Below are 23,259 nucleotides of genomic sequence, written 5' to 3'. Positions count from 1 at the left end.
ATATAGAAAAAGAGGATGAAATTATGAAAAAATTAATCGCAGTAGGGAAAGTTCTATTAATTGTAGCACTTATTTTTACATTAGCAGCATGTAGTAATGAAAACAAAGTAAGTGCCACGGAGGAAATTGATGTTGATAAATCAATGGATAAGGGAGCAATTGAGCAACAAAATGAGAATAAGCAAAATACTAAACTGGACACAAAAGAAAAAGAGGAATTAATCAATAAATTCACAGAAACATTAAAAAACACACAGAATCGAAAGGTCATGTTTGGTGAGTTCCTAGATGATAACCATTACGTATATGTTTCAACTGATCAACTAGACCAACAAAATGAAAAAATATTAATTGTAAACTTAAATGATGGCAATGCAGTGATTCAATATGAGGGCGGGGATGTAAATGATAAACCTATCCTGCAAATACATAAGCTTTTCATTAATCGATTAAATGACTGTGAAAATCCTAATGTATGTGTATTTAGAAAAAATGAAGAGTATACAAAAGTAGAAATATTTGAAATCACTAATAATGGTAAAGAAATTCATCATGTTGATTCTTGTAGACGAGATAATAAAACGGGAGAATATACAGGAAATGAAAATTATAAGTATGTACTGGATTTTTCATTTTCAAGTGACTACTGTAATGAATAGTCTATGAATAAAAAGCATTCTAAAAGTTCTTGAAGGTATATTACCGCTTAGGTATTAAATAAAGTATTTGATAAAGAGTTCTCTGAATATAGCTATGGATTCAGACCCAATCGTAGTGCACATATGGCTCTTAAACAATCAAAGGCATATATAGAAAACATGTTTTGGATTTAGGATGTGTCTTTGGTTGGCATTGCCGATATGCAATTGAGCAAGGAGCAAAATCTGTAATCGGTATTGATATATCCGAAAGGATGTTAAAAAAAGCTCAGGAGATGACTACATCTCCACTAATTGAGTACATAAAAAAGCCTATCGAAGACATAGATTATCATCCAAATACCTTTGATGTTGTAATTAGTTCTCTCACTTTTCATTACATCGAGTCTTTTGATGACATTTGTAAAAAAATAAATTATTGTCTTTCAAGTGGTGGAGAATTTATTTTTTCAGTTGAACATCCAATATTTACATCATATGGAAATCAAGAATGGTATTATGATGAACAAGGCAATCGCTTACACTGGCCTGTAGATCGATATTTTATAGAAGGTATTCGCAAAGCCAATTTCTTAGGCGAAGAAGTTATAAAATATCATAAAACACTAACTACTTATATCAATAACTTGATTATGGCTAATTTTGAAGTGACAAAGCTTATAGAACCTAAGCCAGAGGAGTCTATGTTAAAAGATAGTTCTGAAATGCAAGATGAATTACGTAGACCAATGATGCTACTTATTTCTGCTAAAAAGAAATAAAATCCCCTACAATTCTTATAATATTCTTAAAAAACAACGTCTAGTCTTTAATCTTTTTATTTAGATTAAAATCTAGGCGTTTTAATCCCTGTTAATGTAAATTTTCTTTTGTTTTTTTAATTTCTTTTCTATTTCATCTAGTTCCCTCTACAAATAAAAAGATACCTGGTACCTTTCATTCTAATTGGTAACACTCGAGGTATTTACTTTAAGATATATATTATAAATATTTATTTCTTATTCAAGACCAAGAGTAAGTAATGATAATCTATATTCAGAAGCTGGGTTTAGAATTTTAAAATATAGACTAGGATATCTTGGTGATGGATTTAAACCCATTGCAGATGCAAGAAAATGGGTTTGTACATATCATGGGAGCTGATGATGAGCATAAACAGAAGATAAAGGGGTGATGCCCGATGGAATAGTTGCCGACATTTTTAACAATGTATTTTCGATTGTTTAATGTAGAGCTCTGAAGCTCCCTTCAATTATATTATATTATAATTTTGATTTTTTAAACTAAAAATTCAAGCCGCCAGAAAATTCAGTGAAAAATAGTTAGAATAAAGGGATGGAGCGGATACTTTGAGTTAGAAAGAAATACAAGATTTCTAAATATTGCTATAGGATGTGGCCTATGTTCAAAAAAATTTCAAAGATTTGAATGTATAAACCATATTAAGAATGTATAAGAAAAACTGCAAAAAACTGTCTGTTTTAGAACTAATATAAATCAGACAGTTTTTTAAAATTGCATAATTCCTAGTAGGTACTATAAAAACCTATTTATACATTGCAATTACTATTTCATTTATAATTAAAATAGTTGTTGTTGACCTCCCGGAGTTTTTTTTACTATTAGGGGTGGATAACAATATAAAAGGTTCAAAAGATTTGGATGGTATCCGGTACCCTTTATTAAAAAAAAAATAATTTTAAAACTTTTTATAAGACATAGCCGTCTATATAGTGTAAGTTAACTAAGATACGTATCTTAAATAGAAGAAAGGAGCAATTATGTTTCATGAAAAGAAATAGTTTGGAAGAAGAAATAACAGATTATGTAATCAAGTTTAAAGATAATCATTATAGACTAGCATATAGTTATGTGAAAAATTCAGAAGATGCTATGGATATTGTTCAAGAGTCAATATATAAAGCTTTTTCATCAATTGATTCTTTAAAAAACCCCAGCTACATAAAAACTTGGTTTTATAGGATTATAGTAAATACTTCACTAGATTTTCTACGAAAGAAAAAAAGAGTTGTAGTAGTAGAAGAAGATACTTTGTGTAGATATGATTCGGGTCAGGTAGACAAGTATGAAGACTTTGATTTAAAGCTTGCATTAGATGATTTACCTAATCAATACCGTAGTGTAATCATATTAAGATACTTTGAAGACTTAAAACTGAAAGAAGTTGCTGAAATATTAGATGAGAATGTAAATACGGTAAAAACTCGCTTATATAAAGGTCTTGAAAAACTACAAATTAAAATGAAGAATGAAAACAAGTTGATATCCAATGCACTATAAAAAATGAAATAAAAAGGATTATTATAAAAGTTAATAGGAGGTTTCGACATGAAAGATAAAAATCTGGAGCGTCTGAAAAAGGAATATATGGATATACCTATTCCAAAAGAATTAGACTATGTTGTTAGAAAAGCTATAAAGGAGAGCAGTGCAAATATGAAGAAAAGAAAAAATAAATTTAAAAGAACAGTAACAATAGCAGCTTCTATTGCTGCTACGATAGGGGTGTTAACAGTAGGAATTAATACAAGTTCAGTATTTGCAGATAATTTATCCAAGGTGCCGATTGTTGGAGAAATGGTAAAAGTATTGACTTTTAAAGAATATACTGTGGATGAGGAGAAATTTAATGCTGATATAAAAGTACCACGAATACAAGGCTTAGGTAATCAAGAGCTGGAGAATAGTTTAAATGAAAAATATATAGAAGAGAATAAAAAATTGTATGATCAATTTATAGCGGAAATGGAAGAATTAAAAGAAAAGGGGGGAGGAAATATTGGTGTAGATGCTGGATATGAAATAATTACTGATAATGATTTGGTATTTTCTATAAAACGATATGTGGTAAAGACAGCTGGATCTTCTTATACAGAATTAAAATATGATACTATCGATAAAAAGAAACAAGTTCTAATAACGCTACCTAGCTTATTTAAAGATGGTAGCTATATAGAAGTAATAAGTAAAAATATTATCAGCCAAATGAGAACACAGATGGAGGATCATGAAGATAAGACTTATTGGATTGCAGATGACACTGATGAAGAGCCTATGGAAGGATTTGAAAAAATATCTAAGGAGCAAAACTTTTATATTAATGAAGATGGAAAATTGGTAGTTGTATTTGATAAATATGAAGTTGCTGCTGGATATATGGGCAATCCAGAATTTGTTATTCCAACGGATGTAATTAAAGATATTTTAGCAGGTAGTGAGTATATTAAATAAGTTTTTAGAAGTTAGAGTAAAGGTATTGTTAATAAATATAACAAGGAAACTATTTTAAGAAAAGAATTTCCTTTCTAAATATTTCTTTTAAATATTATATTTAGCTATTAAAAGGAGTTTAAAGCAGAGTCTAAAAGGCTATTGGATATGATAATTAATTCCATTTATACCCACAAAGAAATATTTTTAAGACAATTAATATCTAATTCTAGCGATACAATTGACAAGATATATTGTAAGGATTTAACCGATGATTCTTTAACTTTTAATAAAGAGAATTATTATATAAAAGTTACTGATGATAAGGAAAATAGGTTTTTAAAGGTTTCTGATACTGGTACAGGAATGACAAAGGAAGAGCTAGTGAGTCGGGCCATCCCCGTATATTATTAGAATTAATAAGTGAACTTGTAATCATTGTTTTGAAAAAACCACAAAACACTATATTTTGTGGTTTTTTGTTATATGGTTGAGATAAATAGAATATGCTGGCGAGATTTCTAATCAAAAGATGTGCTGAAATTTATGCTTATGTTTCTTTTAGTTTATATTAACAAAATTTTATAAAAAATATAAATTGTATGTATAAATTTTTATATAGGTACATAGTTATTGTATTAGTAGATTGATATATTTTTAAATTAAGCTGTGCTTTATATATTAAGTCTTATTTAATGTATATCAATCAATAAAAAAACATCAAAAGGGAGAGATTTTATGTTTAAAGTTAAAGAAAAGAAAGTTAAAAAGAGTACTAAGAATGTTTATCCTAGAGGACATTGTACTGACGTTTGCTGGTAGTATTTAAAGTGTAATTTTATAGAGGATTGGGGGCTGGACTCTGTATATATGAGCCAGCCCCACAATATATTATATATATGGGGTGATAGATTGAGATTAACATGGGATATAACTAATAAGTGTAATTTAAGGTGTAAGCATTGTGCTGCTATTGATTTGCTTGAGGATAATAAATCAGAGTATAAAAATTATAAAAAGTTATTAGACTATGTCAGTGATTTTGTTGATGCTGTTAATCTGATAGGCGGTGAGCCACTTATACATGAGGATATAGTTGATATTATAAGTTATTTAAATTCAAAGGATATGAAGGTGTTAATCATAACTAATGGACAAGTTGACAAATCTCTTTTAGATAATATAATGTGCTGCGATATTGAATCCCTATTTATTAGTATAGAGGGGCTTAAGGATACTCACGATCTTATAAGAGGTGAGGGTACATGGGAAAGAGCTATAAGTTCTCTTAAGTATTTAGATAATTTAAATAAAAATAGAAATAAAAAAAATAAGGTTAAGCTAGGTATAAATTTTGTGGCAAATAAATTAAATAAAAATGATATCTATTCTTTTATAGAGCTAACCAAGGACTTGGATATAATATATCAGGTTACAAAGCTAACACTCGCTGGAAATGCTTATATAAATAAGGATTTACTTGAAATGAAGACTAGTGAAACTTTAGATTTTTTTGAGGATTTATTAAGATATGGTATAAAAAATCCAGGTGTAAAGCTTTCTATTTTAAATGAATTTCCTATTATAAATGAATATTTCAACAAAAAAACTGGCTCAAACTTATCTACAGATAGCTCTGGGTGTACAGCATTATCTAGTGAAATATATGCAGATCCATATGGTAACATATCTCCATGTCAGACATATACAAACTTTAATATAAACGTTGAAAATGGAGATAATTGGAATAATGATTTTGGAGAATCTATGAAGCCATTTCTAGAAAGTCTACATAAAAACAATATTAATAAAGTATGTAATGAGTGTAAATATCAAGATGTTTGTATACCATGTCCATTCAGCACAAGGGAAACTATGCCAAGTTTATGTCAGGAGGCATTAAAGAGATTAAGAAGTTTTGATCTTCCCTATGAAGTGAGTTTTGAGCTATGTAAGCCTTATGCTATTATAGAGTCCGAGATATTTTATCCTAATCTAGGTATAACTACTGAATACACAAACGAGGGAATAAAGATACTTAGAGCTATTGAAAAAAGATCTACACTTAAAGATATATGTGATAAGGTTCCACTTAAACCCGAGGATATATACGAATTTTTATTACAAGAAAAGGCAGATTCAAAGGTTATAGAAATAAGAGACAACAACGCTTGTTAAGTATTACAGCATGTGAAATTACTTTACGAGGGGCCTTTAAAGATTTAATATTGTTATATGTTATTACATAATTTAGAAGTGACTTTTTGAAATTTATTACTCTAAGGAATCACTTAAAATTAATCTGAGAATATGGTACAATATGTTTTTTCAAGAATACGCATGATTCGCAAAGAATATTAGAAGGTTTTTGACCAATCAAATATTAAGATGTTAAAGTCATTAATTTCTTTACTTCGCAAATTTAATGGTTCTATGCTGATTTATGTAAAGAATGTGGTAGCGTTAGAATATATGTAAAAGAAAAGATAGAAACTGGGAATGATCTGGACTTTTTGTTGAATATGACAAATGGAATCTTAATATTAACGTTCTATTAAAAAATCTTTAATATCAACAATATCGGGACAGAATTAATTGTAGCTTTTGCAGCATTAATTAATGCAGTAAAGTGAAAGAAAGCAGGGCGTAGGCCTACCTGCTTTCTTTTTGTGGCAAAGTTGTCTTCTAACAAAAGATTTATCTTATTTATAGTAAACCATATTATTTAACATTCATTTAATGATATTTGACTTTGGTAAAATAGAAATAGACCATAAATAATAGTTTTGTAGAGGATATAATAGAATCTAAATTTTGCATTTTTGGAATTGAAATGCGTATAATGCTTTATAGTCAGGTGCTATCAAAACATGGTATAATATGCAAAGAAATTAAAATTGATTTAATCATAAAAAAGTTCATATTTGTAGCAGAAATAAGGAAATTAATCTTTAGTAGAAATCAAGAGACTTATTTAGAGCAATTTACATACATTTTGCAAGCGTGTCAAACAGCACGCTTAAATTTTTTTTGAAAAATTGTAACGAAATTTAGTTCCATGGGTCTTATGAATGAAAGAGAGGTGAAATTGTGACTGAATTTGAAGAAATATATTCTCAATATTTTGGTGATGTTTATAAATATGCTTTGTCACTATGTCGTAATGATAGTTTGGCAAATGAAATAACTCAAGAAACGTTTTTTAAAGCTTTGAGAAGTATAGATAAATTTGAAGGCAACTGTAAAATGCGAGTTTGGTTGTGCCAAATAGCAAAAAACACTTACTTTTCACTATACCGAAAGAGTAAGCGTGTTATAGATAAACCTTATGAAGAAAAAGAAAGTGAAAGTATAGAGCAAAAGTTAATGAATAAAGAAACAGCGTGGGAGATACACAAAAAACTCCATTTTTTAAATGAACCATATAAAGAGGTCTTCTCTTTAAGAGTGTTTGGGGAATTATCATTTTTACAAATCTCTGAGCTTTTTGATAGAACAGAAAGCTGGGCAAGAGTCACATTTTATCGTGCAAAGCTTAAAATTAAGGAGGGCTTAAAATGAAAAATTTATGTGAAATAGTTAAAGACTTATTACCTCTCTATCATGATGATGTTTGTAGTAACGAAAGTCGTAGTATGGTTGAGAAACATTTACTAGAATGTAATGATTGTAAAAAATATCTTGACAGTATGAATAATGATTTCATTCAAAGTAATATTGAGAAAGCAACGGAGCAAGCAAAATTTGATAGATTAAAAGGACTCAAAAAGAAACTATTTCGAAAAACAATGATGATATCAGCAGTTTCAGTGTTATGTGCAATTGTAGTATTCTTAGCAGGTTTTTCTCTTATATTTCACTATGAGATTCCAATTTTGTATGAAGATGAACTGTTAAGTGTGGATATAGCAGACGATGGAGTGATTAATATCCTATTTAATAGCAAAGACTATCATTGCATATATACGTATACTAAGACAATTGAAAAAAATGGTATAGAGCAAGATGTTGTCTTTGTTTACTACACTGATTCTATCTGGACTAAATATTTCTCAAAGCCACATAAGAATGAAGTTAAGCAGTTTTCAATAGGAAATAACATAATGGTTGATTCCGATAAAAATGGAGAGTCTATTCTATCTAAAGAGGATATAACAGCAGTGTATTATCTCATTGGCGATTACAAGAACCTTGCACAAATGTCAAACGAAGAATTTACAAAGGCGACACAGGATGCAATTCTTATTTGGAAAAAGTGTACTGTACTATAAACAGTACACTTAATATTATTCATTCCTTTAGTGGTAAAGGTAATCCCTATGATAATGCATGTATAGAGTCATTTCATGCATCTTTAAAGACAGAAGAAGTAAATCTTGTTAAGTAAGTCGGGTTATAACCGGTACCTTAGAAAGTTGTGGGGAATTTGAATATATGGGTAAAAAATAAATATTTACAAAAAAATAGAAATAGTATATAATTAAGAAAAATGGAAACGGAGATAAAAAATGGAAAAAGGCAGTTATAAATTACTCCTAAAATTAATTCCTTTTTTTAAAAAATTTAAGTTGCTTATATTCTTAATTGAATTGTTACTTATTTTACAGGTCATTCTAAATGTATTACAGCCATTATTGTGGGGAAAGCTATTAGTACTATTATTTAATAAAAGCTCTGATTTGCTGATATATTACATTATTGGAATCACAGGTATCTATGTTATTTTATCAATATGTGAGGTAACTGAAAAATATTTAAAAGAAAAAGTGGCATTGGAGATCACATACAACATAAAGACATATCTATATCATACTGTAATACATATGGAATACAATGATTTTCTAAGTTTTGAAAAAGGTAATTTACAACAAATTCTTGAAAGTGATGCCCCATCAATTGCATCATCAATTCTCAACTATTTTTTTGAAACATCTCTAAATATAATCCAAATAACTATTTTGACAATAATTATGTTAAAAATGAATTTATTACTTGGTATTATAATATTGCTTTTTACACCACTTATAGCACTTACTAACATCAAATACGGTTTTAAGATTAAAGAGCAAGGTAAAAAAATATTAAATACTAGAGATAAGTATATAAATTTTATACATCAAATACTTTATGGATTAAAGAGTATAAAAGTATTAGGATTAAGAAATATCGTTTTAGATACATACAAAGAAAAGGCTATTAATGTTAAAAATAAGCAATTACAGTTTAGTAAAATAGAGATAACTGCTTATTTTGTAAAAAATACCCTAAGCTTTATTATGTCAATAATAGTACTAGTAGTTGGCTGCGTAATGATTTTAAAGGATAGATTACTTTATGAATACTATATTGCATTTACTGCATATTCAGATAGATTTGCCTTAGCTTATTCAAATTTATTAAATCAGAATATAAGTATTAAGCAATTACTGAACTCTATAGAAAGAATAAATAATCTAGTAGAAAATCATGAGATAGAAGATGCTAGGTTTGGAAATCATAGATGTGACAATATTGTCGGAGATATAGAATTTCATGATGTTACTTTTATGTATGATAAGAAACCTGTACTTGAAAATATCTCTTTTAAAGTTAATGCGGGGTCAATCTTAACACTAGTCGGAGATAATGGATGTGGAAAGTCTACGTTAGTAAATCTAATATTAAGATTATATAAATGCACCAAAGGTAAAATCACAGTAGATAATATAGATATTAGCGAATATGACTACAGTTCTTATATAAGTAATATATCTGTGATAAATCAATCGCCTTTTATGTTTGATATGAGTATATATGATAACATTACGTTGAAAAATAGTCAATATACTTATGGACAAGTAGTTAAAATAACTAAAGAATTAGGCATTCATGATTTCATTATGTCATTGGAAAAGGGATACAATACAAAAATACTACAAAATGGAGTAAGCCTATCAGGTGGTCAAGCACAAAAGCTAATGTTAGCTAGAACAATTTTAAAAGAGAATAAGATAATGATACTTGATGAACCAACTAATTTTTTAGATGGGAAGAGCATACATAGGTTTATAAATATATTAAATAGATTTAAAAATAACAATTCAATCTTGTTAATAACTCATAATCCAGAGCTAATTAAAGAAATTAATAATGTCCTTTACTTAGCTGAAGGTAATATTGTATGTCAAGGCAATCATAATGAATTATACGAGAAAAATCCTATCTATAGAACATTTTATGACAAATTAAAGCACGATAAGTGTCTAAATATAAATGTTAGTTATTAGCACTAATATCTATAAGTGCTATTTCTAAAAAATATTTAAGGAGGTGGATTTATGAAGAGAAGTTCTATGGACCTTGTTTACAAGCCAATTGCAGGAACAATAGGATCTGTTTCAGGAACTATAGGCTCAGTATCAGGAACTGGCTCAGTATCAGGAACTATCGGCTCAGTATCAGGAACTATCGGTTCAGTATCGGGAACTATCGGTTCAGTATCAGGAACCATTGGTTCAGTGTCAGGAACAATAGGCTCAGTGTAAAACTTACTTAAGGAAGACAATATAGGCTACTTACTTAATTATTAGGGGGAGTTATCCCCCTAGTAATGATTATGGGGGTTTACTAATGAGATATATTAAATCTGATAAGCTGATATATATCAAAGGTGATAAAAAAAATTATCTTTACCATAAATATTTTGGCAATTTATGTTTGATTACAGATGAAACATTAAATGTTCTGAACTCACTAGATAATACTGAAATTAGTAAATTAGATGAGAAAATAGTTGAAAAGTTACTAGATAACTATTTTATACATGAAGAAGATTTTAATGAAGACAATTATTTTGAAGCGGAGAAAATTTATAGAACACAAAATTTAGATAGTGGATATCTTGTGAGAGGTATTCAGCTTATATTATCAAATGATTGTAATTTTAATTGTGCTTACTGCTTTGAAGATACAAATAATTGTATGGATAGAAAAAAGCTGGTTAAGAAGGATATGCCATTTCATATAGCCGATAAAGCCATTGAAAAAGCTATTAATAATGTTAAATCTAATGGTAACAATAATTTAACTATTGAGTTTTTTGGTGGAGAACCTCTGTTAAATTGGAGTACTATAAAACAAGTATTTGATAAATATGAAGATGGTAAAAAATATGATATACAGTTATTTTATACTATAACTACTAATAGCGCATTGCTTAATATAGAAATGTTAGATTATTTTGAAAAGTATGGCTGTAATTTAATAATTAGTTTTGATTCACCTACAAATAAAGAGAGAGTACATAAAGATGGTAGGTCAGTAATGGATGTAGTACTTCCTAAGCTAGAGATGCTATCAAATAGGAATATAAATATCGCATTTAATTCTGTTATTTCACAGACTACATTAAGAGATTATAACAATAGGGAATTAGTTAATTTAGCTGATAAATATAATATAAAAAATATTGGATTGATATTAGACCTAGACGCAAATTATTATAATACCTCTTATGATACAAAACAAGTACAGGATTTACTAATTGACACGTATTGCTATGCAAGAGAAAAGGGAATTAATGTTACAGGATACTGGGAAAAAATATATTCACAAATAATTGGAAATGAGCCACTGTATTTATTAAGTGGATATAAAACTTGTCCGGCCACAGGATGCAAGCTAAGTATTGAACCAAATGGTGAGGTATATATTTGCAAGTGTTGTGTCCAGAAGGTCGGTGATATAGAAGATTACGACAATATCTATAAAAGTGATATTTATAAGAACTACAGTAATAGAATATATAAAAATAGTGATAGCTGTGCAGATTGTGAATTGGATAAATTCTGTTCAGGGGTATGTATGGGATCAGCTGAAAAGAAAGTAGGTAGTATATTCTATAAAGAAAATATACTGTGTTCACTATATAAAAATATTACTAAAAATCTTATACTTAGTACACCAGATGATTTATTAGAAGTTATATAATTTCTAAGAGGAGGGTGGGTATGTTAAATTCAAGAGAATTATTATTATCCAACTATGTAAATACAATAGAAAAGAATGATAATAGCTTTAGACTATTTCATTCAATTCATGGAGGACTATGTGAGGTTGATAATGAGATATATAAGGTTTTAAAGTACTTAAAAAAAAGTAGGGTATTATCAGATATTTATAATGAGTTCTCTTATATAGATACTTTAGAAGTCAATGATATAATAAATGAATTCTTTGAAAAAGGATTTATAATTTATAATGGTCAAAATGAAATAAAATCTTATATGGATCATGAAAGTAAAAGAGTAAATAAGATTAAGACTGGGGAGCAAATAAAAGCCATTCAACTGGTGGTAAGCAATAAATGTAATTATAGTTGTAAGTATTGTTTTACAAACTCTATATATTCATCAAAAGAAAGAGAAATTTATCAGAAACATGATAAAAACCAATTAATGACGCCTGAAAATGCAATAAATTATATAGAAAAAGTAATAGAAAAGGTAATCAAAGCAAATAATAGAGAATTGGCAATACAGTTCTTTGGAGGAGAACCTCTTACCAATTGGGATACTATAAAAAGTGTTCTTGACCATTATAAAGATGAAGATAGATTAAATATAAACTATAGTATAGTTACAAATGGGGCTTTGATAACCCAAGAAGTATCAAAATATTTTAAAAAATATAATGTTCCAGTTATAATGAGCTTTGATTCTCCTAATAATAGTCATAGATATGCAAATAACGGGTCAAACAGTATAGAAAATACCATTAAAAGTTTAGAGATATTGAAAGAAAATAATAACTATATTGCATTTAATTCAGTATTATCAAGAGATACATTTGATTATTTTAATAATGATATAGTACATTTTGCCAAAAAGTATAATGTATCTGAGATTGGAGTTTTATTGGATTTAGATCCAGGCTTTTATCAGGAATTTAACTTAGATGATATTGTAAATAAAATTATTGATTTATATGACTACGGATTAAATAATGGAATAGTAGTAACAGGTTATTGGCATAATTCATATCAAAATATAATAATGAATAGATCTATAGAGAGAGGGTATAAGACTTGTTCGGCAACTGGAGGACAATTAAGTATAGAACCAATGGGAGTTGTATTTGCTTGTAAAGGTTCTTCAGGTTATTTTGGGAATATAAATGATCTTGAAGGGTTGCTTTCTTCTGAAAACTATATTAAATATGCTAGTAGGAGTTTTATAAATAGTAATAATTGTATTAATTGTGAACTAATAGGTCATTGTTCAGGACTTTGTCTTGGGTCTATTGAAAAAAAATATGGAAGTATTACGTCTATGGATGAAGGAGCTTGTGATTTGTATAAGCTATTAACTAGAAGGTTAATAGAGAGAGAAAAAAATATTTTTAGATATGATATAGATGAAAGCAAAGTGTGCTTAAACTGCTAATTTTTTAGTAAAATAAATTATATATCAAAATATAAGAGATTAAATAAATGTAGTTTATAGGTATTTACATATGAAGAGCCTCCTGTCAAGTAGACAGTGAAAATAATAAAAAATTCGTGTAGCGTCAATCAACAGATTGGCGCTAATTTATGTAACTAAAGTAGATAGATAATAACGATACTCTAATAGAGTTATACATTTTAAGCGTTTTTGGTAATGGCTATTGTTATAATAATTAATATATTTTTCTATAGCGCTCTTAAGACTTTCATAATCGCTAATGATACATCTTGGATTTCAGAATTCCCCAAAACCCTTCCATTGGTCCATTGTCAATACATTTGTTTTTATTATTTCCACTGTGTAATTAAAACCCTCCATTAAAACACCAGACTTTTTTGAGATGCTATAATTATGATAGAAGGAGGTTTATTAATGAATACATATCAAACAACCCAAATAGCAAAAATAATTGGTATACACCCTAATACGGTAAGATTATACGAGAAATTGGGATTAATACCGAAAGCTAAAAGACAAAAAAACGGCTATCGTATTTTTACTGATTTTCATGTTGAACAGTTTCGATTAGCCCGTGCAGCATTAAAAGTGGAGATTTTACAAAATGGACTTAGAAAAACGGCTATGAATATAATCAAAATTTCTGCAACTGGTAATTTTGATAAAGCCATAGCTTTAACAGATAAGTATTTAAAGCAGTTAAAACAAGAAAAAAGTAATGCAGAGGAGGCAATTGATATAGTCAAAAATTTGTTATCTGGTAAGTATAATTCCAATGAATTCCTTTTGAAAAGAAAAGAAGTATCTGACTATTTAAATATTTCAATGGATACACTAAGAAACTGGGAGCTTAACGGTCTGTTAACAGTAAAGCGTAAATCCAACGGTTATCGTGTATATACGGATGAAGATTTACGCCGTTTGAAAATTATTCGTGCATTACGATGTGCCAATTATTCTTTATCAGCTATATTAAGAATGTTAAATGCTTTGTCTAACAATCCAGAAATAGATATAAGAAATATTATCGGTATGCCAGAAGAAAGTGACGATATTATAACAGCTTATGACAAATTACTGTTATCTCTACATGATGCTAAACAAAATGCTCTATTTATGAAAGTAACCCTTATAAATATGAAAAAAATGTTTCAAACTAACCTTCCACTTTAACACCAGAGTTTTTTCTGGTGTTATTATTATGTCAGAAAATAAAGGAGGTATGTAAATTGGAAACAACAATCAGAGTTGAGAAACTTAAAAAATCCTACGGAAATACTACAATTGTAAACAACATAGATATTTCTGTAAAAAGTGGAGAAGTCTTTGGACTTCTTGGGGCAAATGGTGCTGGAAAAAGTACTACTATCGAATGTATTCTAGGTACTCGTAAGCCTGATAATGGCACAATTTCAATTCTTGGAATGAATCCACAAACGGACAGAAAGAAATTGTTTGAATATGTTGGAGTTCAATTTCAAGAAGCAAATTATCAAGATAAGATATGTGTATCAGAGTTATGTGAAGAAACACAGTGTCTTTACAAAGAAGTTACTGACTATAATGAACTCTTGAAGCTATTCGGATTAATTGAAAAGGTAAATAGCCCTGTCTCTGAATTGTCTGGAGGACAAAAACAAAAGCTGTTCATTGTCTTAGCTCTTATTCCTAATCCCAAAGTTGTATTTCTAGATGAATTAACAACAGGACTTGACACAAGGGCAAGACATGATGTTTGGAAATGCTTATCAGATTTAAAACAAAAGGGATTGACAATCTTTTTAACGTCTCATTTTATGGATGAAGTAGAAGCTTTATGTGACAAAATTATGATTCTGAAAAAGGGCAACATTGTGTTTAATGGAACTGTCGAAGAAGCTATTAAAAATAGTCCTTATGAAAATTTTGAGGATGTATATCTTTGGTATGCAGAGGAGGAAAAGATTGATGAGAGCATTTAGAACTATGCTGAAAACAGAATTAAAACTATCTTTAAGAGGCATGGACATGTTTATATTTGCTATATGTATGCCTGTTGTGGTTCTGGTACTTCTTGGTATCATTTATGGAAACAAGCCTGCTTTTGAAGGGGCTGATTATACTTTTTTAGAACAATCATTCGGAGCTGTATCAACGATTGCAATTTGTGCAGGTGGTGTTATGGGATTGCCACTTGTAGTATCTGAATATCGAAATAGAAAAATATTAAAGAGATTTAAAGTAACACCTGTAAGTCCAATGCTAATTCTGGGAGTGCAAGTAACCATCTATTCACTTTACTCACTGATTTCTCTTACTTTAATTACCATAATTGCTACCATATTTCTTGATTTTGCCCTCACTGGTTCTGCGTTACTATTTATTGCTACATTTCTATTAGTGATGATTTCTATGTTTAGTATAGGCATGATGGTTGGTGGTATTGCACCTAATGTTAAAATTGCAAGTATAATCGCAAGTATTTTATATTTTCCAATGTTGATTTTTTCTGGTGCTACTTTACCTTATGAAGTAATGCCTAAAATGTTACAAAGTATTGCTGACTTTCTACCACTTACGCAAGGTATTAAACTGTTAAAAGCTACATCATTAGGACTTCCTGTTGACAATATAATTTTTCCACTTATCTTAATGGCAGTTATTACCCTTGTATGTAGTGTGATTTCAATTAAATATTTTAAATGGGAGTAATAGAATAGAGGTTCAATCTCTGTGTTAATATTTCCATAAACATTAACTTACTCATGGGTAAGATCTTTATTTTTCATAGTATTCTTTTATCGCAAGTCCAAACGCTTTGAAAAAGTCACACAAGCAGATGAATCAGTATGCCTGTGTGCTTTTTTTGATTTCAAAAACTCTTTTTAAAAGTTTCTGGAAAACGCAACAAATATCACCTCTATGGTGAGAGTCATGGGGTATATGCAAATAGACACAGAAAGATCTTCTAAAAGCGGGGGGGAGTAGGTATAACTTAAATGAAATTCAAGCTATAGCTATGTGGATTAACCAAAAATTTGAACGTATTAAGCTAGCATATCCAGATAAAGATGAAAAAAATTTGATAGGGATAATAACACCGTTTAAAGCTCAAGAAACATTGATGAAGAAAGGGTTTATAAAGTTATTGCCCTTTGAGATTAGAAAATATATAAACTATGGTACTGTACATATTTTTCAGGGTGCTGAAAGACAAATTGTTATTATGTCAACAGTATATGGCAGATGAGATGGATGTTACTTTATTGATATAAAAAAGAGTATGTTAAATGTTGCAGTTTCACGTACAAAAGATAGTTTTTTAGTCTTTGGAGATATTAATTGCCTTGATAAATCAAGGCAGAGTGCCAGTGATTTATTACGTAGTTACATAGAAAATAACAAAATATAAAGTAATAGTTACTTACTTACAATGAAGAAGCTAACTGATGATACATACATTATTATAGTAATATTCAAGCTGTCAGCAATTTTAAAAGGATTTCTTACCTGATATCTTCTTGCTAACTTATCAATTTTTTAAAAATATAATTGCTACAAAATCGCCATTTTAAATGACTTATAAGTGAAAAACAGCTATAACTTTTCTTTGTCGCTTTTTCTTTCGCACGTTTTCTTTGCCTTTTTCTTAGCATTAAAATACACTTTAGCAATAAATTTAAATTGAAAGTGAGCAGAAAAGTAATATTTGATGTTGTTCTAGTATCTTCGATTAAGTTAGGGATATCTGTAATTAAAAAAATATTGACTAATGTAAAATTTGGGAGTATAATCTTTAATAAATTAAATATCATACACGCTGAGTTCCATATGGAAGCGGGGGACCCACTTTTGGGGCGAATTCCGAAAGGATAGGATAACTCTTTCAATCCGAGCCCGACAGCTAACCTCGTAAGCGTTGAAAGAGGAGGAAATGGTATGTATGGATGTATCTAAAACCATGGGTTCTCTGTGGTTTTTTTGATTTTTTGGTTAATAATAGCTATAAATAAAATAAGCTGGGTGAGGATTATGAGAAAGAGTATAAGGTTTAAATTTTTAGGAGTTTTTATTTTAATATTTGTAGTGCTAGCAGCCAATAGTATTTGGGCAATCAAGAATTTTAATAGTCTTAGTAATTCCATAGAAAACATAATGCAGTCCAATTATAGAAGTATTGTTGCAGCACAAAATATGATTATTGCCCTTGAAAGGCAGGATAGTGCAGAGCTTGCCCATATGTTTTCGAGTAGTGAAACTACATCTCAAGCCTTTAAAAAGAATGAAATGGAGTTTTTAAAGTGGTTATCTAGGGCCGAGGATAATATAACTGAACCAGGTGAAAAGGAGATTTTGGATAATATTAATAAACTCTACATAGAATATGTCGATGCATTTTCTGAGTTTGTTGATATTCAAGCAGAAGAAGATATAAACGCAGCCAGAGCATATTATTACAATGAAATTTTACCTCTTTTTGAAAAAACGAAGACCGAGGGCAGAAATTTACTTAATTTAAATCAAGAAGGAATGATAATAAGAAAAAATAGAGCTCATACAATATCTACTAAGGCAACTTATTCAACTATGATTATATCATCAGCAACTATACTTATAGGCTTGATATTAGCTATTTATTTAAGTAATAAGATAGCTAAGCCACTATATAATCTCATTGAGAAAATAAGAAAGATTGCCGAAGGAGATTACAGTCAGCAGCTTGATATTGAAGGAGACGATGAGATAGCAAAGCTTGCCGAAGAGTTTAATATAATGACTAAAAAATTACAGTCATATGAAATTCTAAACATTAAAAAGCTTAAAGGAGAAAAACAAAAGGCAGAGGCTATTGTGGAAAGTATAGGTGACGGTATAATCGTTACTAATGAAGAGCACAAACTATTATTAGTTAATAGAGCAGCAGAGAAAGTCCTTAATATACGGGAAAAAGATGTACTCAGCAAACATTTTTTAGAAGTAATAAAAAGAGAAGATATTTTCGAGATGATAGATAAAGTAAAAAATAGAAAGGATACCCATGAATATAAAAAGTATAGGGACGTAACGATTAAGGATGAAAATGAAACTAAACATTATAGAATTAACGTTAAACCCATTATAACAAGAGATGGTGAGAACATTGGTGTTGTAACACTTATGCAAAATATTACAAAGCTTAAAGAGGTTGACCAAATAAAATCAGAGTTTGTTTCAACCGTATCCCATGAATTTAGAACCCCCCTTACTTCAATTAGTATGGGTGTTGGACTACTACTTGACCAAATACCGGGAAATATTAATGAGGATCAGAGAGAATTAATAGAAGCAATCAAAGAAGACTCGGAAAGACTAAAAAACCTGGTTACTGAACTTTTAGACCTTTCTAGAATAGAATCGGGAAAAATACAGATGGATATTATACCCCATGATATAAAGGATATCGTGAACAGTGCTGTCAAACCTTTTAAAATGCAGGCAGAAGAGAGAAATACATCTATAGATATTGATGTTAAAGAAAATATGGCAAAGGTTAAGGCTGATTATAATAAGATATCCTGGGTGCTTACTAACTTAATAGGAAATGCTCTACGATATGTTCCTCGAGATGGAACAGGGAAAATTCAGATTAAAGCAAAACAAACAGTAAACAAAATGCTGATTTCTGTTGTAGACAATGGAAAGGGTATACCAGAGGAATACCAGCAGAAAATATTTGAAAAATTTATTCAGGTTAGAGATAAAAATGGAGAAACTAATGGAAGTACAGGGTTAGGATTGGCTATAAGTAAAGAAATAGTAAATGCCCATGGTGGAGAAATATGGGTTCAAAGTAAACTTGGAGAAGGAAGTACGTTTTATTTTACACTTAGCATTGGTATATAAGAAAGTAAAGGGGGCTTTATTATGAAAAAAATATTGATTGTTGAAGACGAGAAAAACATTGTTCTATCTCTAAGGATGTATTTAAAGAAAGAAGGTTTTGATGTTAAGGTTGCACCTAATGGTATTGATGCAATTAAAATGGCTCAAGAATATATTCCTGACCTTATATTACTTGATATTCTACTGCCGGGCATGAATGGGTATTTAGTATGTAAAGCCCTGAAAGAAGATATGGATACAAAACATATACCTGTAATATTCATGAGTGCCAAGAATCAGGAAAGTGATATTAATAAAGCCTTTGAAGTAGGTGGAAGTGACTATATTGTAAAACCATTTACCCATGAAGAAATAAGAAATTTAATAAATAAATATCTTTAGGAGGATGATTTTATGAACAAGAAAATTTTAATCGTTGATGATGAAAAGAATATTAGAATGACCTTAAAGCACTGTTTAGTAGAACAAAATTATGAAATAGATATTGCAGTAAATGGAGACGAAGGTCTTCATAAGCTGCAGGAAGAGAAATTTGACTTAATACTTCTTGATATTAAGATGCCTGGCTTAACTGGTATGGAGGTTCTAAAGGAAATTAGACAAAAAGGAAATAATGTAGATGTCATAATGATGACAGCCTATGGAACCATAGAAAGAGCTGTTGAAGCAATGAAGCTTGGTGCTATTGATTTTATCAGTAAACCCTTTACTCCAGATGAAATAAGAAAGGTAGTAAAGGAAGTTTTAGAAAGACAAGAATTAGAAGAAAATGAATTGGAAAGCTATAAGGATATTATAAACTTCTCAAAGAAATGTATTTTACAAAATGATTATGCTAAAGCAGAGGAATATTTAAAAAAAGCTGTAGCAATGGACGTAGATTTTCCTGAGCCCCATAATTTATTAGGTGTTTTAGCTGAGTTTAGAAGAGAAGTACAAGTAGCTCAGAAGCATTATAGAGCAGCTCTTGCATTAGACCCTACCTATGAACCGGCTAACAAGAATTTGGAAAGAACATCCCAGTTCAGATATACTCAGATTGGAATCAACATGGGAGTGGAAACCGATAAGGGAGATGTAGAGCATGAAGAGGAATCGAAGTAAGGATGAATATATTATTATAGTTGGCTGTGGGAGACTAGGTTCTCACTTAGCCAACTTGCTTTCTAAGTCTAGAAAAAGCGTTGTTGTTATTGATAAAGAAGAGAAGTCCTTTGGCAGATTATCTGAAGATTTCAGTGGGTTTACCATAGAAGCTGATGCTATAGAGATAGATACATTACTTCAAGCTAAGATTGACAAGGCCGATGTTGTGGTTACAACAACTAATGATGATAATACCAACATCATGATTGCACAGATAGCTAAATCAATATATGGAGTACCCAAGGTTATTGCAAGGTTATTTGAACCCTCAAGACAAAAGGTCTATGAAGAACTAGAGATTGAAACCCTTTGTCCTACAGTTCTTTCGGCTATAGAATTTAAAAATATCATTGTCGAACAAGAAGTGGGGGAAAAATAATGAATATTATTATTGTTGGTGGAGGAAAGGAAGTACATTTTTTAGCAAAGTCTTTTATCTCAAAGGGCTATAATGTAACTATTGTTAATAATGATGAGGAGTATTGTAAGAAGCTTGCTAGAATGCATAGAGCCGACATAGTTTACGGTGACGGTACTAAACCATATATATTAGAGGACGCAGGTGTAGCCTATTCAGATATGGTTATCGCCTTAACACCTAAAGACCCAGATAATCTTGTAATATGTCAAATAGCCGAGAAAATCTATAAAGTAAAGAGAACATTTGCCATAGTTAATGACCCTAAAAATATAGAAATATTTAAAAAACTAGGGGTTGATACAGTAATTAGTACATCAAATATTATTTCATCTTTAATTGAGCAAAAGGTGTCAATTGATGATATAAATAACCTTATTCCTATTGAGGAAGGTAAGCTGGCAATTATGGAAATAGAAATGAATAAGGAATACCCTATTATCAGTAAAAAACTTAGTGAGATAAGTTTACCCAAAGACTCTATAGTAGGATGTATTATTAGAAATAATACTGCCATAATTCCTAGAGGAGATACAGATATAAAAGAAGAAGATAAACTGATAATTTTGTCACTGCCAATGGTTCAATCAGATGTACTTAAAACTATAAGGGGAAGGGTAGATTAAAGTGCTTTATATAAGGCAGCTTAAAGAAAGATATCAATTGGTTATAGGTTATGTAGGTACAATGCTTATTGGAGTTGGTATAACCTTGCTCATGCCACTCCTTATAATTCCTATATATAGAAATGAATTAAATGAAATATGGTGTTTTGTGATTCCTTCAATATTAGTTATTATAATAGGCTATATTATGAGGAGTAGAATGAAACATAGCGAAGAAGCAACATTAACTCTTCAAGAAGGTGGCATTATAGTAGTTTTGGCTTGGTTTTTAACTGTTATTTTTTCTGCATTGCCCTTTATATTATCGGGACAGCTCAATTTTACCCAAGCCATTTTTGAAGCTGTAAGTGGATGGACTACAACAGGCTTGTCAGTTGTAGATGTAACCAAAACTTCCCATGTATTTTTACTCTGGAGAAGTATAATGCAATTTTTAGGCGGAGCAGGACTTGCGGTAGTTATGCTGTCAGCCATAATTGGTCCCCATGGGTTAGGATTGTACAATGCCGAGGGTAGATCTGATAAACTGTTACCCAATATTGCTAAATCAACAAAACTCATAATGACAATATATACAGGCTACGTTTTGGCTGGGACTGTACTCTACATCATTGCGGGTATGCCGTGGTTTGATTCTATAAATCATTCTATTGCAGCACTTTCTACTGGTGGTTTTTCAACTAAAACCGAAAGTATAGGTGCTTATGACAGCGTGGCAATTGAGTTAATTACAATAATACTGATGCTTATAGGGACAATCAACTTTGCCGCTCATTATGTTCTATTAAAGGGAGAGATAAAAAAGTTCTTTAAAATAGGAGAAATAAAATTTATGTTTTTTCTATTATCCTTTGCTATTCCAATTGTATCCTATTTTTCACTATCAAAACTATTTGGAAGTACAGGAAAAGTCATAAGGGTAGGAATATTTGAGTTGGTTTCAGCTTTATCTACAACTGGTTTTTCAACAGTAGGATATGGTGATTGGGATAACTTTGCAATATTTGGTATGATTATATTAATGATTATTGGAGGAGGAGCAGGTTCAACGGCAGGAGGACTTAAACAGTACAGAGTTTATATAATGTTAAAATCATTAATATGGGACATTAAAGGATATCTTTTACCTAAGAATGTCATTAGACAAAATTATGTAAATAGACCTGAGGGCAAATATTATGTTACGAAAAATCATATTTTAGAGATATCAAATTTTGCTACTCTTTATATGATTACCTATGCAATAGGTGTAGGAATATTATTACTCAACGGTTATCCGCTGAAGGATTCCATGTTTGAATTTGCATCCAGCCTTGGAACAGTAGGTTTATCTGTTGGAATAACTTCACCAGATGCCCCAGGAATAGTACTTTGGACTGAGACAATTGGTATGATGCTGGGAAGACTGGAATTTATCGTAGTATTTTTTGCGGCTATGAAAATTATTAAGGATGTAAAGTTAATTTTTAAAAATAGATAAACGAATAAAGTTGATCTTCATCCAACACAAATACTAGTTTTGGGCTTTGCCGCTGTCATATTGACACGAGCTTTGCTTCTTAATTTACCCATTGGGCAATTTTTGGGCAAATAGTAATTTTATTTTTGATTCAAATTGGTGGCTTGGGATTTATGACGATGGGTACGCTGTTTACTATTATAGTAGGAAAAAAAAATAACATTAAGAGAAAGATTGATTATACAGGAAGCCCTAAATCAATTTAATACTTCAGGTGTTGTAAGGCTTACGAAATATATTTTAATCATGACCTTTACCATTGAGGGAATTGATGCAGCACTTCTTTCCATAAGAGATTATAAAGATAGAGTATGTTCAACCTGTAGGTCTCAAAACAGCATCACCTGAACAGTTA

General features: G+C 30.0%; 25 protein-coding genes, 1 pseudogene and 1 riboswitch. Of the genes and pseudogenes, 25 read left to right on the top strand and 1 reads right to left on the bottom strand.

Features of this window, described 5'->3' with window-relative positions:
* Positions 1-23 precede the first annotated feature (23 nt).
* The 14 genes from B5X81_RS10885 to tigE all read left to right on the top strand — a co-directional run bounded on the left by B5X81_RS10885 (position 24) and on the right by tigE (position 13,312).
* Positions 24-659 (top strand): hypothetical protein, encoded by a 636-nt coding sequence (locus B5X81_RS10885; protein ID WP_079491704.1) that lies wholly within the window; start codon positions 24-26, stop codon positions 657-659.
* A gap of 137 nt (positions 660-796) precedes the next feature.
* Positions 797-1,420 (top strand): class I SAM-dependent methyltransferase, encoded by a 624-nt coding sequence (locus B5X81_RS10880; protein ID WP_079491702.1) that lies wholly within the window; start codon positions 797-799, stop codon positions 1,418-1,420.
* Between the two features lie 557 nt (positions 1,421-1,977).
* Positions 1,978-2,115, top strand: coding sequence for a CRISPR-associated endoribonuclease Cas6 (locus B5X81_RS28755; protein ID WP_139380317.1), 138 nt, complete (start codon positions 1,978-1,980; stop codon positions 2,113-2,115).
* A 332-nt stretch (positions 2,116-2,447) separates the two neighbouring features.
* Positions 2,448-2,960 (top strand): sigma-70 family RNA polymerase sigma factor, encoded by a 513-nt coding sequence (locus B5X81_RS10875; protein WP_079491700.1) that lies wholly within the window; start codon positions 2,448-2,450, stop codon positions 2,958-2,960.
* Between the two features lie 48 nt (positions 2,961-3,008).
* Positions 3,009-3,911 carry a DUF3298 domain-containing protein gene (locus tag B5X81_RS10870; RefSeq protein ID WP_079491699.1) on the top strand — a complete coding sequence of 301 codons (903 nt, stop codon included), beginning with the start codon at positions 3,009-3,011 and terminating at the stop codon, positions 3,909-3,911.
* A gap of 147 nt (positions 3,912-4,058) precedes the next feature.
* The gene (locus B5X81_RS10865; protein WP_079491697.1) at positions 4,059-4,304 is read left to right on the top strand and encodes an ATP-binding protein; all 246 of its coding nucleotides are present in this window, start codon (positions 4,059-4,061) and stop codon (positions 4,302-4,304) included.
* A gap of 498 nt (positions 4,305-4,802) precedes the next feature.
* Entirely contained in the window at positions 4,803-6,068 is a 1,266-nt protein-coding gene (locus tag B5X81_RS10860) for a radical SAM protein (protein ID WP_170917377.1), read from the top strand.
* Positions 6,069-6,980: 912 nt separating this feature from the next.
* On the top strand, positions 6,981-7,451 hold the full coding sequence (locus B5X81_RS10855; RefSeq protein ID WP_079491693.1) for an RNA polymerase sigma factor: 471 nt from the start codon (positions 6,981-6,983) through the stop codon (positions 7,449-7,451).
* Positions 7,448-8,161: a zf-HC2 domain-containing protein gene (locus B5X81_RS10850; protein ID WP_079491691.1), complete on the top strand. Its 714-nt coding sequence runs from the start codon at positions 7,448-7,450 to the stop codon at positions 8,159-8,161. The genes B5X81_RS10855 and B5X81_RS10850 overlap by 4 nt, the downstream gene beginning before the upstream one ends.
* Entirely contained in the window at positions 8,146-8,277 is a 132-nt protein-coding gene (locus tag B5X81_RS28430; RefSeq protein WP_280175272.1) for a hypothetical protein, read from the top strand. The genes B5X81_RS10850 and B5X81_RS28430 overlap by 16 nt, the downstream gene beginning before the upstream one ends.
* Positions 8,278-8,398: 121 nt before the next feature.
* Positions 8,399-10,156 (top strand): ABC transporter ATP-binding protein, encoded by a 1,758-nt coding sequence (locus B5X81_RS10845; RefSeq protein WP_079491690.1) that lies wholly within the window; start codon positions 8,399-8,401, stop codon positions 10,154-10,156.
* Between the two features lie 51 nt (positions 10,157-10,207).
* Positions 10,208-10,414: a methyl-cyclopropylglycine-containing RiPP peptide TigB gene (gene tigB / locus B5X81_RS10840; protein WP_079491688.1), complete on the top strand. Its 207-nt coding sequence runs from the start codon at positions 10,208-10,210 to the stop codon at positions 10,412-10,414.
* Positions 10,415-10,499: 85 nt separating this feature from the next.
* Positions 10,500-11,858 (top strand): radical SAM/SPASM domain-containing protein, encoded by a 1,359-nt coding sequence (locus tag B5X81_RS10835; RefSeq protein ID WP_079491687.1) that lies wholly within the window; start codon positions 10,500-10,502, stop codon positions 11,856-11,858.
* Between the two features lie 20 nt (positions 11,859-11,878).
* Entirely contained in the window at positions 11,879-13,312 is a 1,434-nt protein-coding gene (gene tigE, locus B5X81_RS10830; RefSeq protein ID WP_079491685.1) for a radical SAM cyclopropyl synthase TigE, read from the top strand.
* A 147-nt stretch (positions 13,313-13,459) separates the two neighbouring features.
* Here the strand turns inward: tigE and B5X81_RS28750 are convergent, their stop codons facing one another.
* Positions 13,460-13,594 carry an IS3 family transposase gene (locus tag B5X81_RS28750; RefSeq protein ID WP_408606795.1) on the bottom strand — a complete coding sequence of 45 codons (135 nt, stop codon included), beginning with the start codon at positions 13,592-13,594 and terminating at the stop codon, positions 13,460-13,462.
* A gap of 153 nt (positions 13,595-13,747) precedes the next feature.
* Here B5X81_RS28750 and B5X81_RS10825 point away from each other — a divergent pair, with 153 nt between their 5' ends.
* From B5X81_RS10825 to B5X81_RS28585, 11 genes and pseudogenes are all read left to right on the top strand, one after another.
* Positions 13,748-14,506, top strand: a complete 759-nt coding sequence (locus B5X81_RS10825; RefSeq protein WP_079491684.1) for a MerR family transcriptional regulator — start codon at positions 13,748-13,750, stop codon at positions 14,504-14,506.
* 56 nt (positions 14,507-14,562) lie between these two features.
* A complete protein-coding gene (locus tag B5X81_RS10820; RefSeq protein ID WP_079491682.1) occupies positions 14,563-15,294 on the top strand; it encodes an ABC transporter ATP-binding protein in 732 nt (243 codons plus the stop codon).
* Positions 15,281-16,024: an ABC transporter permease gene (locus tag B5X81_RS10815; RefSeq protein ID WP_079491681.1), complete on the top strand. Its 744-nt coding sequence runs from the start codon at positions 15,281-15,283 to the stop codon at positions 16,022-16,024. The genes B5X81_RS10820 and B5X81_RS10815 overlap by 14 nt, the downstream gene beginning before the upstream one ends.
* Positions 16,025-16,304: 280 nt before the next feature.
* Positions 16,305-16,562: pseudogene (locus B5X81_RS28110) on the top strand (AAA domain-containing protein); the annotation flags it as partial.
* A gap of 558 nt (positions 16,563-17,120) precedes the next feature.
* Positions 17,121-17,245, top strand: a riboswitch (cyclic di-AMP (ydaO/yuaA leader).
* 99 nt (positions 17,246-17,344) lie between these two features.
* The gene (locus B5X81_RS10805; RefSeq protein ID WP_079491678.1) at positions 17,345-19,195 is read left to right on the top strand and encodes an ATP-binding protein; all 1,851 of its coding nucleotides are present in this window, start codon (positions 17,345-17,347) and stop codon (positions 19,193-19,195) included.
* A gap of 21 nt (positions 19,196-19,216) precedes the next feature.
* Positions 19,217-19,576, top strand: coding sequence for a response regulator (locus tag B5X81_RS10800; RefSeq protein ID WP_079491677.1), 360 nt, complete (start codon positions 19,217-19,219; stop codon positions 19,574-19,576).
* 12 nt (positions 19,577-19,588) lie between these two features.
* The gene (locus B5X81_RS10795) at positions 19,589-20,299 is read left to right on the top strand and encodes a response regulator (RefSeq protein ID WP_079491675.1); all 711 of its coding nucleotides are present in this window, start codon (positions 19,589-19,591) and stop codon (positions 20,297-20,299) included.
* Positions 20,280-20,720, top strand: coding sequence for a potassium channel family protein (locus tag B5X81_RS10790; RefSeq protein WP_079491674.1), 441 nt, complete (start codon positions 20,280-20,282; stop codon positions 20,718-20,720). Before B5X81_RS10795 ends, B5X81_RS10790 begins: the two co-directional genes overlap by 20 nt.
* Positions 20,720-21,385 carry a potassium channel family protein gene (locus tag B5X81_RS10785; RefSeq protein WP_079491672.1) on the top strand — a complete coding sequence of 222 codons (666 nt, stop codon included), beginning with the start codon at positions 20,720-20,722 and terminating at the stop codon, positions 21,383-21,385. The genes B5X81_RS10790 and B5X81_RS10785 overlap by 1 nt, the downstream gene beginning before the upstream one ends.
* A 1-nt stretch (position 21,386) precedes the next feature.
* A complete protein-coding gene (locus B5X81_RS10780) occupies positions 21,387-22,865 on the top strand; it encodes a TrkH family potassium uptake protein (protein ID WP_208985039.1) in 1,479 nt (492 codons plus the stop codon).
* Between the two features lie 213 nt (positions 22,866-23,078).
* Positions 23,079-23,252, top strand: a complete 174-nt coding sequence (locus tag B5X81_RS28585; protein ID WP_170917376.1) for a hypothetical protein — start codon at positions 23,079-23,081, stop codon at positions 23,250-23,252.
* The last annotated feature ends 7 nt before the right edge of the window (positions 23,253-23,259 follow it).

It is taken from the genome of Maledivibacter halophilus, from assembly GCF_900167445.1.
Classification (GTDB): domain Bacteria; phylum Bacillota; class Clostridia; order Peptostreptococcales; family Caminicellaceae; genus Maledivibacter; species Maledivibacter halophilus.
Note: the sequence above shows the minus strand (reverse complement) of the source record. Positions and strands in the feature narration are given on the sequence as shown.